This window comes from Caballeronia sp. SEWSISQ10-4 2 (genome assembly GCF_030464885.1).
GTDB lineage: Bacteria > Pseudomonadota > Gammaproteobacteria > Burkholderiales > Burkholderiaceae > Caballeronia.
This window is the reverse complement of record NZ_JALPRJ010000093.1, coordinates 17,599-28,536: the sequence shown is the minus strand read 5'-3', so window position 1 is coordinate 28,536 and position 10,938 is coordinate 17,599. Positions and strand designations below refer to the sequence as shown.

Here is a 10,938-nt window from a genome sequence, read left to right as displayed (position 1 = left end):
CAACCCGAGCTCGCGGTATTCTGCAAGCTCCGCCCTTCAGGGCGGGGTAGTTGACTCTTCCTTGATGAAGTCGATGAACGCGCGCAGCGGCGCTGGCATATGCGTGCGGCTCTGGTAATACAAAAACGGCCCTGAAAAGTTCTCCCACCACTCGTGCAGCACCGGCACGAGTGCGCCGCTTTTTATCGCCGGCCGCAAGAACTCCTCGAACGTATAGATCATTCCGAGACCAGCGGTCGCGGCGCCCACTTCAAGCTCGATCACCGACGCCACCAGCGGCCCGTTCGGCGTAAAGCGAACCTGTTCGCCATTGCGCTCGAAGCGCCACGCCGCCAGCACGCCACTTGCAAACCGATGCCCGATGCAAGCGTGCTCCAGCAAGTCACGCGGATGCTCTGGCTGCCCACGCGCCGCGAAATAGGCCGGCGCGGCCGCCGCCACGAAATGCTGGGCGCGCGGTCCGATCGGCACGGCGATCATGTCGCGTTCAATCCGTTCGTCGTAGCGGATGCCGGCATCGAAACCTGCTGCCAGCACGTCGATAAACGTATCGTTCGATACCACCTCCAGCGCGATGCCCGGATGCGCCGCGAGAAAGCGCGCCACGATTGGCGGCAAGACGTGCATTGCCACGATGCTCGGGACATTCAGGCGCAAGGTGCCGGTCGGGCTGTCGCGGAAACTGTTGACGGCGTCGAGCGCGCCGGCAATTTCGCCGAGCGCCGGCCCAAGCCGCTCCAACAGGCGCTGGCCGGCCTCCGTGACCGTGACGCTACGCGTGGTCCGGTTCAGCAGCCGCACGCCGAGCCGGGCTTCGAGCCGGCGGATTGCCTCACTCAACGCCGACGCCGAAACGCCGCGCAAACGCGCCGCAGCCCTGAAACTGCGCACGTCGGCTACCGCCACGAAGGCGCTGAGATCGGAGAGATCGGGATCGTTCATTGTACGTTTTTCCGGACAGCCCGTTCTGTGAAGGCCGGATTGTCGCACGACAAAACGGCTCGCATACTCCTTCCAACGCTCGCAATCACGCGACGCCAGACCTCAAGGAGACTGGAAATGAACCATCTGCAACTCGGCGCGACCGGACCGCGCGTATCCGCGCTTGGACTCGGCTGCATGGGCATGTCCGGCATGTATGGACCTTCCGACCGGAGCGAAAGCATCGCCACGATTCATGCGGCGCTCGACGCGGGAATCACGCTGCTCGACACTGGCGACTTCTACGGCAGCGGCCACAACGAGGCGTTGATCGGTGAAGCGCTGAAGGGTACCCAACGCGATGTCGCCGTCATCAGCGTGAAATTCGGCGCGATGCGCGATCCGTCCGGCGGCTGGGTCGGCTATGACGCAAGGCCCGCGGCCGTCAAGAATTTCCTGACGTACTCGCTGCAGCGCCTGGGTGTGGATTACATCGATATCTATCGTCCCGCGCGACTCGATCCGAACGTGCCGATTGAAGACACCGTGGGTGCAATCGCCGATATGGTGAAGGCCGGTTATGTGCGCCACGTCGGGCTGTCCGAGGTCGGCGCGCAGACCATCCGGCGCGCGGCTGCGGTGCATCCCGTCGCCGATCTGCAGATCGAGTACTCGCTGATCTCGCGGGGTATCGAAGGCGAGATTCTCGACACGTGCCGCGAGCTTGGGATAGGGGTGACGGCTTACGGCGTATTGTCGCGCGGGCTGATCAGCGGCCATTGGCAGACGGCACAAAACCTGAGCGGGACCGATTTTCGTGCGCATAGCCCACGTTTCCAGGGCGAAAACGCCGAGCGCAATCTGCAATTGGTCGAAGCATTGCGGCGGATTGCCGAAGCCAAAGGCGTGTCGGTGGCGCAGATCGCGATTGCATGGGTTGCGGCACAGGGCAAGGATATCGTGCCGCTGGTTGGCGCGCGGCGCCGGGACCGTTTGACGGAGGCGCTCGGTGCGCTCGATGTCGTGCTGACCCCGGACGATCTTAGTGCAATCGAATACGCCGTGCCGAAGGGCGCCGCGGCCGGCGACCGTTACGCCGCCGCGCAAATGGCCCATCTGGACAGCGAGTCGAGCCACGGCTAAAACGATTCCCCTGGGGCTGGCGGCGTTGGCGCGATCCGATTGCAAGTTGGCGCGATCGGATTAGTGCCGCGGGGAGCGCGCTCCTAAAATCCGGTGAATGCAGCACTCATCGTTCACCGTTAAAGGAAGCACGTTTATGTCGTCAGTCTGGCTTATTACCGGCAGTTCGCGTGGCATCGGCAACGAATTGGCGAAAGCTGTTCTCGCCGCAGGCCATCGTCTTGTAGCGACCGCGCGTCGTCCCGAGGATCTTTCCGCGCTTGCCGAGCAGTATGGCGAGCGCGTACGCGCAGTCGCGCTCGACGTGACCGACCCCGCTTCGGCGCGGGCCGCCGTTCAGCAGGCCGTCGATGCCTTCGGCCGCCTCGATGTCGTTGTGAACAACGCGGGTTACGGCAACATCGCCTCGATCGAGGAAGGCGACCACGCCGATTTCCGCGCGCAGATGGAAACCAATTTCCATGGCGTCGTCAATGTCACACGCGCCGCGTTACCGGTCCTGCGCGCGCAGCGCAGCGGCCATATCATCCAGATTTCATCGATAGGTGGACGTGTAGGTTCGCCCGGGCTTGCCGCGTATCAATCGGCGAAGTGGGCAGTGGAAGGGTTCTCCGAGGTGTTGTCGAAGGAAGTCGCGCCGCTTGGGATCAAGGTGACGATCGTCGAGCCGGGCGGATTTCGCACCGACTGGGCCGGTTCGTCGATGACCATCCACACGCCCGGCCCGGATTACGCTACAAGCATCGCGCCTTTGATGGAGTACCGTCATTCGCACGAGCCCGTCGGCGATCCGGAGAAAGCGGCGCAGGCGATTCTTGGCATCGCAGAACTGGACGAACCGCCGCTGCGTTTGCTGCTTGGGAGCGACGCCGTGCATATCGCGGGACAAGTGCACGAAGCGCGTGGCGCGATGGATGCGAAGTGGCGCCATGTGAGCCTGTCGACCGACGCCAGCGATGCCAATGAATGGCGCGGTCTGATGGATAAACTCGATATCGTAAAGCAGCCGGTCAAGGATTAATGAGGATTGAATGAGCGTATGAAAACTGACGGTGTTCCGGTCAGTCACGCACTGCTCGCGCGGCTGGACAAGCTGGGCGTGGACGTGCCGCGGACGTTCCGCACAGCGGGTCTGCCTGTTCCCGCTGGCGCGAACGCCGAGCCGGGCCGGTTGTGGCTCACGACGCAGAAGTACTTCGCGCTGTGGGAGGCTATCGCGCAGGTGAGCGGCGACCCTGCTATCGGCTTGGGCATCGGCGCGGAAACCTTGTATGGGCAGCTAGACGCCATGTCGCTCGCGGCGCTGCATTCCGCTAATTTTGGTGAAGCGCTGGCGAAGCTCGGACGCTACAAACGGCTAAGTTGTCCGGAGGAGGTGCTCGTCGCGGTGCAGGGCGACGAGGCGGCTGTGACGTTCCGCTGGTTGCTTGCCGATGGTTTTGTCCCCGAGCGTCTGGCCGATGCGATGTTCGCGTCTACCCTTGCAATGGCGCGACGCGGGTCGGGTGTTGCGATCAAACCGCGTCGCGTCGAGCTGACGAGACGTTCCGTCCATCGGACGATGTTCGCGCGCCACTACGGCTGCGAGATCGTGTTCGATGCCCCGAACGATGTGCTCGTCTTCGATGCTTCCAGTCTCGCACTGCCTTTCGTGACGCATAACGTCGATTTGCTCGCCGCCGTGCTGCCGCAACTCGATGCCGGTTTGGCTGCGCTCGACCGCGAGCAGACTTTTGCCGATCATGTCGATGCCGTCATCGCGCGAAGCATGCACGGGCAGCGGCCGAGCGTTGAAGCGCTTGCGCGTGAGCTGGGAATCAGCACACGCACGCTGCAGCGCAAGCTTGCGCTCGACGGGACGAGTTATCAACAACAGTTGGACAGGGTGCGCAGCCGGATCGCGCGCCGGCTGCTAGGTAGCACGGATCTCGCTGCGGGCGAGATTGCGTGGTTTCTAGGCTTTGAGGAGGTCAACTCGTTTTCCCGCGCGTTTAACCAGTGGGAAGGGACGACACCTCAGCGATGGAGAGGGAACGAGGGCGGTAGCCGGGATCGATCGTTTTCAGAGCCCGTTGTTTGATTCGGGTTGCTGATGAATTACCTTGAATCGGATGGTTCTTACAGCAGTTCTATCCCATCCAGTTGCGCGGCGCACGTGTCGCGCACGATAGTCACGAAGTCCTCGAAATACGGGCGGCTTGCAACCGATTTCATCGATACCGCATACAGTTCGCTCCATAGCCCCGCTGGCCCAATGCGTTTCGCCAGCACGTAGTCGTGGTCGACATAATTCTTCACGCCCCAGTTTGGTAGCGCGGCAATGCCGCGCCGGCTCGCTACCAGTTGCATGATCGCGACCGTCAACTCCGCTGTGCGGCGTTCCAGCTTGATGCCCGCGGGCTCCAATACGTCCCTGATCAAGTCGATGCGCGGTTCCGGCACAGGGTACGTAATCAGCGTTTCGCCTCGCAAATCCTCAGCGCTCAACCGGCGTTTGCTTCGCAATCGATGTTCGTTCGCGATCACCGCCAGGATCTCGAACCGGAACAGCGGCGCGATGTGCAAATTGCGCTTGGTCTCCGGCCGCGATCCGATCACCACGTCCGCTTTCCCATCGATAAGAAGGCGCAGCGGGTCTGCATGAAAACCCGCCACCAGGTCCACTTCGACCTCGGGCCAGCGTCGTCGAAACTCGTCCATCACCGGCATCAGCCAGTCGAAACACGTGTGGCACTCCAGCACGATCCGTAGTTCACCTCGCGTGTCGCCCTTCAAACGCGCGACGTCGCGCTCAGCGGCGCTGACGGCCGCCAGCACTTCGCGCCCAAGTGCCAGCACCCGTTCGCCCGCAGCCGTGAACCGCAATCCATGCCGCGTGCGCTCGAACAGCGAGGCGTCGTAGTGGGTCTCGATGTCCTTGATCTGATGGGAAAGCGCTGACTGGCTCAGGTTGACGCGCTCGGCGGCGGCCACGAGTTTCCCCGATTCCGCGATCGCGACCAGCGAGCGCAGATGACGTATTTCCAGCATCTCTAGTGATCCCGATTAAGCAACGGCCACGGCGCAAACCCGTAGCGATATGAACAAAATTAATACATGGATGAAAACATCTCTCTAGACGAATATTAGCGCGACTCGCAGACTCCCGGCTATTCAATCAGGAGTTTCATATGGCACGTACTCATACTCTCGGCTTTCCACGCATTGGCGCTCACCGTGAACTCAAATTCGCGCAAGAGGCCTTCTGGCGTGGCGAGTCCGACGAAGCAGCCTTGCGCGGCGTCGCGAAAGACTTGCGCAATCGTCACTGGACGCTGCAATGTTCAGCAGGGCTTGACTTCGTGACGGTCGGCGACTTCGCGTACTACGATCAAATGCTCAACCTGAGCGCGCTGCTCGGCGCATTGCCTGCTCGTTTCGGGTTCACGCCCTCAACGCTGACGCTCTCGCAATACTACGAACTGGCGCGCGGCAACACGGCTCAGCCAGCGATGGAAATGACCAAGTGGTTCGACACGAATTACCACTACCTCGTGCCGGAACTGGGACCGCAGACCACGTTCGACGGTGGGATCGACTGGTTCTTCGATGAAATCGACGAAGCGCTTGCGCGGAATCTGCCGGTCAAGCCCGTGCTGGTCGGGCCGGTGACGTTTCTGTATTTATCGAAGACACATGAAGCCGGGTTCGACCGCCTGAGCTTGCTGCCCGCGCTGATCGCGCGATACGCCGCGATCCTCGAGCAACTCAGGCAGCGCGGCATTGAATGGGTGCAACTCGATGAACCCGCGTTGTGCCTCGATCTTGAACCGCAATGGCTCGACGCATTCGCGATCGCGTACGACAACCTGGGCGCGTGCGGCGTGAACGTGCTGCTGGCGACCTACTTCGACACCGCGGCCAATAAAGCCCGGCTCGTCGCGAAGCTGCCCGTCCACGGTATTCATATCGATCTCGTGCGTGCGCCGCAACAACTTGACGTCTGGCGCGCGGTGTTGCCAGCTCGGACAGTGCTGTCGGTGGGTGTCATCGATGGCCGCAACATCTGGCGTGCGGATCTTCGGAAGATCGTGTTATCGCTGGAGACGTTGAAAGCCGAGCTGGGCGACCGGTTGTGGATCGCGCCGTCGTGCTCGCTGCTGCATGTCCCGGTGTCGTTGGAAGCGGAGCGCAAGCTCGATGTGAGCATCAAGTCATGGCTGGCGTTTGCCACCGAGAAGCTCGGCGAACTGAACGTGATCGCGCGGGCTTTGAACGACGGTCAGCCGGCGGTCGAGCAACAACTGGCCGTCGCCGATGCCGCGCTCGATGCCCGCCGTTCGTCCGGGACGGTGGTCAATCCGCTGGTTCAGAAGCGCGTCGGCGCGGTGACGGATGATATGGCGGAGCGCAAGAGCGGCTTTGCCGCGCGCAACATCATCCAGCATCAGACTCTGCGGTTGCCAGCATTGCCGACGACCACGATCGGTTCGTTTCCACAGACGCCCGCGATCCGCCAGACGCGCGCGGCTTTCAAGCGCGGCGACATCGGCGCGCTGGACTATCTGGAACGCATTCGTGCCGAGATCGAAACGGCCGTGCGCCGGCAAGAAGCGCTGGGCCTCGACGTGCTCGTTCATGGTGAAGCCGAGCGCAACGACATGGTCGAGTACTTCGGCGAGAAGTTGTGGGGATACGCGTTCACGGAGAACGGCTGGGTCCAGAGTTATGGCTCGCGCTGCGTGAAACCGCCGATCATCTACGGCGATATCTATCGTCCGGAGCCGATGACTGTCGACACCACGCGTTATGCGCAGTCGCTGACCGAGCGTCTGATGAAGGGCATGCTGACGGGGCCGGTCACCATGCTGCAATGGTCGTTCGTTCGCGACGACCAGCCGCGTTCGACGACGGCACTGCAGCTTGCACTGGCCATCCGTAGCGAAGTCAGCGATCTGGAAAAGGCGGGCATTCGCGTGATCCAGATCGATGAACCCGCGTTCCGCGAAGGCCTGCCGTTACGCAAAAGCGACTGGGCGCACTACCTGCAATGGGCTGTGCGCGTGTTCAAGATATCGGCGTCGGCGGTGGCCGACGAGACGCAGATCCACACGCATATGTGCTATTCGGAGTTCAACGATATCTTGCCGTCCATCGCGGCCATGGATGCCGACGTGATCACCATCGAAACGTCGCGCTCGGCGATGGAGCTGCTCGATGGGTTCGGCGAATTCGACTATCCGAACGAGATCGGGCCGGGTGTCTACGACATCCATTCGCCGCGCGTGCCGAGTGTCGAAGCAATCCAGCGTCTGCTGGAACGTGCGTGCGAGGTGATTCCGGCTGAGCGTCTTTGGGTCAATCCCGACTGCGGGTTGAAGACTCGCGGCTGGCCCGAGACGGAGGCGGCTCTGGCGAATATGGTGGAAGCGGCGAAGGCGTTACGCGCGAAGCTTGCTATGGAAGCAGTCACGGAAAACGCAGTGCCTGGTTAAATGAATGCCCGTGATTGAAGGTCCGCCCGAGTCCCGGCCCACGAGGTCGTGCACTCGTGCGGGCCGATGCAATAAACTGTGAGGCTCGAATCCAGCCGCGGCCATCACGGCAGCGGACTGGTCCCGGAATTCCAGTTTGAAAAGGGCCCATCTTGCTTCACATCGAAACCCCGTTGATCCTGCATCCCCGACTGTCTACGTCCACGCGCCGCATCTGGCTCAAGCTTGAGAACCTGCAACCGAGCGGCTCGTTCAAGATGCGCGGCATGGGTTTGCTGTGTTCGCGCGCGAAAGCGGCAGGCAAGCGCCGCGTGGTTTGCCCGTCGGGCGGCAACGCCGGTTTCGCGACCGCGTTCGTGGCGCAGATGCTTGGCATGCAGGCTGACATCGTGGTGCCATCCACGACCCCTGAAAGCACGCGCCGCCGGATTGCCGCGCTCGGCGCGACGGTGATCGTGCATGGGGACGTCTGGGACGAAGCGAACGAGCATGCGCTTGTGCTGTCTGCGTCCGATGAGGTCGAGTACGTGCCCGCATTCGATCACCCCGTCTTGTGGGAAGGGCATAGCACGATGATCGATGAGATTGTCGCCGTGCTGCCGCAAGTGGATGCGGTCGTGGCCAGCGTGGGCGGGGGCGGTTTGCTCGCAGGTATCTTGACGGGTTTATTGCGGCACCGCCGCACGGATTGCCGGGTTGTCGCGTGCGAAACGACGGGCGCGGCGTCGTTTCGCGCGGCGCTCGATGCGGGGCATCCGGTGAAACTTGATCGCATCGACAGCATCGCGAAGTCGCTCGCGGCGCTTCAGGTGGCGAGCTGGCCTGTCGATGCCATCAAGCAGTTTCCGCACGAGTCGGTGGTGTTGACGGACGCCGATGCGATCCTGGGCGTGACTCGTTTCGCCGATGACCATCGGCAGTTGGTTGAACCGGCTTGTGGGGTGTCGCTTGCTGTCGGTTACCTTGATCATCCGGCGATTGCCGGCGCGCACGATGTGGTGATCGTGGTCTGCGGCGGAGTGAGTGTCGATGCAAGGATGGTGGCCGACTGGGCCAGCCAATAACAGCTAACAGCTAATAGCGCAGCGCCTAGCGGTCGTATGGGTGTTGAATCGATTGATCGTCCTCGTCGAGCACGTCTCCGAAGCCCGTCGGCACAACGACGAGCGGGTGGGTGTTCGTCGTGTCCTGGTTGTCGGCAAGCGCGAAGGCCTCCGAAATGATCTTGTGCACGTCCTGGCGCATCATCGTCACCTCAAACGGTAGGTGCGCCGCAAACGGATCCCAGTCGAAGCATCCGACAACCGCCGATTGCACGACATCCCGGGACAGTTGCGACGTGAACTGCACCAACCCTTCGAACGCGGTAATCGAGTTGATAAACAAGCCAGCGGGCAGCCGGCCGAGGCTCTCGTAGCCGCGAGCGAGCGCTTGCCGGGCGGCAGACGCGTTGTATCCGCAGCAGTCGACCGCGTCGGCTGCCGGGCTGATTCCCCTGGCTTCGAAGGCGTCGCGGAACCCTGCAATGCGTTCTTCCGTGGCGTATTCACCAGCGACTCCGCCTAGAAAGACCATTTCTTCCGGGGCACCACCACGCATCCTCATTTTGTCGATCAACACGTCGGTGAGCGCGCGAGCACCGCCGCGATTGTCCGAGACAACCGAGGGTGCGCCTGTGCCGGGCAAGTCGACATTAATGCAGGAAACGCCCGCCGCCGCACACAGTGAATTAAGCGGGGTAGGGTTTCGCACGCCGGCAATGAACAGGACTTCGACCCGTTGCGAGAGGAGCGTCTCCGTCACGCTTGTCTCGACCGCGGGATCTCGCTGAGTACTGACGACGATGGGGCACAGGCCCCGGCATCTTGCCTGTTCTTCGAAGGTTTCCGCAAGCCCTGCAAAAAAGCGATTGCGATAGTGCGGGAGAATCATGCCGGCGAGTCCGGAACGGGAGAGCCTCAACCCTCTGGCCCGCATGTTGACGTTGTACCCGAGCTGCTGCGCGCTCTCCAGGATGCGGTTAGCGGTTTCTTCCTTGATCCGGTACCGCGTCCAGCTTCCGTTCAGCACCATGCTCACCGCGGTGACCGACGTGCCGGTCGCCTCGGAGATATCGTAGATCGTGGACTTGCGTCCATTACCGCTGCGCGCCATCTGTATTTCCCCTTTCAATTGCGTTGCGCCGTCACCTGAAGGCTGACCTGCTTCGACCGGAAACCATACTAGGGTATCCGAGAGTTGACCACATTGCTAAATGGATTCAGCATCAGTTCCGTCGTTAGCTGAATGGATTTAGCAAATCGAGAATGAGTTCGGCGACCCGACAACTTTGTCCACAATCAAACCAACGGATTCCCTTGGGCGAGGCTCACGGGAGTCCACGCGGAGGAGGAGACATGTCAAGGTACTTCGTACGCGCTCTGTGCGTAGGCGTCGCTGCATTCGCGTTTGGAACGGGTCTGGCTCTGGCCTCGCCCGACAAACCCGTGATTGGGGTAGTGGTAAAAATCGGCGGGATTCCGTGGTTCAACGCCATGGACGCCGGAATCAAGAAACGAGCGGACCAGCTTGGCGTCAAAGCCTTCATGGTCGGGCCGACCAGTTCAGATCCAGCGCTGCAGGTGCGGGCGATCGAGGATTTGATCGCACAGCATGTGGATGTCATCGGCGTTGTGCCGAATGACGCCGAGGTACTGGAACCCGTCTTGCAGCGGGCGCGCGCCGCGGGCATCAAGGTCATCACGCACGAGTCGCCGAAGCAAAAGAATGCTGATTGGGACTTCGAACTCGCCTCGGTCAAAGGTTTCGGCGAAGCGTACGCAAAGAACCTGGCGACGGCCTTGGGCGGGAAGGGCGAATACGCGGTATTCGTCGGGTCACTGACCGTTCCTTTGCACAACGCGTGGGCCGACGCCGCGATTGCTTATCTCAAGGCGAACGATCCCGGCATGACGCTGGTCGGCGACCGTTACGGTGTTGCCGAAGATGTCGACGCGTCACGCAAGACCGCGCTCGATCTGATGCGGGCGCACCCCAACCTCAAGGCCATCCTGGCATTTGGTAGTCAAGGCCCGATCGGGGCTGCTCGCGCGGTGGCGGAAAAGCACGCTCAGGGGAGTGTCCTTGTGCTCGGTCCGTTCTCGCCGGGGCAGGGCAAGCGTCTCGTTCACGATGGCGTCCTGACCGGGGGCTATATGTGGAATCCCGAAATCGCCGGTGAAGTGTTCGTGACCTTGGGTGTGATGGTCGCGAAGGGCGAACCGATCAAGGACGGCACGAAAATCGAAGGGCTTGGTGTCGTCCACCCCGACGGCCATAACCTGATCGTCGACCAACTGGTGGACCTCAACGCGAAAACCGTCGACGACCTCGCGAAGATGGGGCTCTGACCACGATCGCA

The 10,938-nt window shown here is 61.8% G+C and carries 9 protein-coding genes; 6 read left to right on the top strand and 3 right to left on the bottom strand.

What is annotated here, in order from left to right:
• Positions 1-36 precede the first annotated feature (36 nt).
• Positions 37-942, bottom strand: coding sequence for a LysR substrate-binding domain-containing protein (locus tag M0D69_RS37565; protein WP_301786873.1), 906 nt, complete (start codon positions 940-942; stop codon positions 37-39).
• Positions 943-1,059: 117 nt separating this feature from the next.
• On the opposite strand from M0D69_RS37565, the gene M0D69_RS37560 reads away from it, so the two are divergent.
• From M0D69_RS37560 to M0D69_RS37550, 3 genes are all read left to right on the top strand, one after another.
• On the top strand, positions 1,060-2,064 hold the full coding sequence (locus M0D69_RS37560) for an aldo/keto reductase (RefSeq protein WP_301786872.1): 1,005 nt from the start codon (positions 1,060-1,062) through the stop codon (positions 2,062-2,064).
• A 136-nt stretch (positions 2,065-2,200) separates the two neighbouring features.
• Positions 2,201-3,085, top strand: a complete 885-nt coding sequence (locus tag M0D69_RS37555; protein ID WP_301786871.1) for an oxidoreductase — start codon at positions 2,201-2,203, stop codon at positions 3,083-3,085.
• Between the two features lie 18 nt (positions 3,086-3,103).
• Positions 3,104-4,144 carry an AraC family transcriptional regulator gene (locus M0D69_RS37550; protein WP_301786870.1) on the top strand — a complete coding sequence of 347 codons (1,041 nt, stop codon included), beginning with the start codon at positions 3,104-3,106 and terminating at the stop codon, positions 4,142-4,144.
• 38 nt (positions 4,145-4,182) lie between these two features.
• On the opposite strand, the gene M0D69_RS37545 is transcribed toward M0D69_RS37550, so the two are convergent.
• Positions 4,183-5,094: a LysR family transcriptional regulator gene (locus M0D69_RS37545; RefSeq protein ID WP_301786869.1), complete on the bottom strand. Its 912-nt coding sequence runs from the start codon at positions 5,092-5,094 to the stop codon at positions 4,183-4,185.
• A gap of 140 nt (positions 5,095-5,234) precedes the next feature.
• Between M0D69_RS37545 and metE the strand changes: the two genes are divergently transcribed.
• Entirely contained in the window at positions 5,235-7,538 is a 2,304-nt protein-coding gene (metE, locus tag M0D69_RS37540) for a 5-methyltetrahydropteroyltriglutamate--homocysteine S-methyltransferase (RefSeq protein ID WP_301786868.1), read from the top strand.
• 152 nt (positions 7,539-7,690) lie between these two features.
• Entirely contained in the window at positions 7,691-8,602 is a 912-nt protein-coding gene (locus M0D69_RS37535; RefSeq protein WP_301786867.1) for a pyridoxal-phosphate dependent enzyme, read from the top strand.
• Between the two features lie 25 nt (positions 8,603-8,627).
• Here M0D69_RS37535 and M0D69_RS37530 read toward each other — a convergent pair whose 3' ends face one another.
• Positions 8,628-9,692 (bottom strand): LacI family DNA-binding transcriptional regulator, encoded by a 1,065-nt coding sequence (locus M0D69_RS37530; RefSeq protein ID WP_301786866.1) that lies wholly within the window; start codon positions 9,690-9,692, stop codon positions 8,628-8,630.
• Positions 9,693-9,934: 242 nt separating this feature from the next.
• Here M0D69_RS37530 and M0D69_RS37525 point away from each other — a divergent pair, with 242 nt between their 5' ends.
• Positions 9,935-10,927, top strand: coding sequence for a substrate-binding domain-containing protein (locus M0D69_RS37525; RefSeq protein WP_301786865.1), 993 nt, complete (start codon positions 9,935-9,937; stop codon positions 10,925-10,927).
• Positions 10,928-10,938: the final 11 nt, after the last annotated feature.

Coding starts and splice junctions, on each gene's coding strand:
- M0D69_RS37565 (WP_301786873.1), bottom strand. CDS start 942: ATGAACGATCCCGATCTCTCCGATCTCAGCGCCTTCGTGGCGGTAGCC.
- M0D69_RS37560 (WP_301786872.1), top strand. CDS start 1,060: ATGAACCATCTGCAACTCGGCGCGACCGGACCGCGCGTATCCGCGCTT.
- M0D69_RS37555 (WP_301786871.1), top strand. CDS start 2,201: ATGTCGTCAGTCTGGCTTATTACCGGCAGTTCGCGTGGCATCGGCAAC.
- M0D69_RS37550 (WP_301786870.1), top strand. CDS start 3,104: ATGAAAACTGACGGTGTTCCGGTCAGTCACGCACTGCTCGCGCGGCTG.
- M0D69_RS37545 (WP_301786869.1), bottom strand. CDS start 5,094: ATGCTGGAAATACGTCATCTGCGCTCGCTGGTCGCGATCGCGGAATCG.
- metE (WP_301786868.1), top strand. CDS start 5,235: ATGGCACGTACTCATACTCTCGGCTTTCCACGCATTGGCGCTCACCGT.
- M0D69_RS37530 (WP_301786866.1), bottom strand. CDS start 9,692: ATGGCGCGCAGCGGTAATGGACGCAAGTCCACGATCTACGATATCTCC.
- M0D69_RS37525 (WP_301786865.1), top strand. CDS start 9,935: ATGTCAAGGTACTTCGTACGCGCTCTGTGCGTAGGCGTCGCTGCATTC.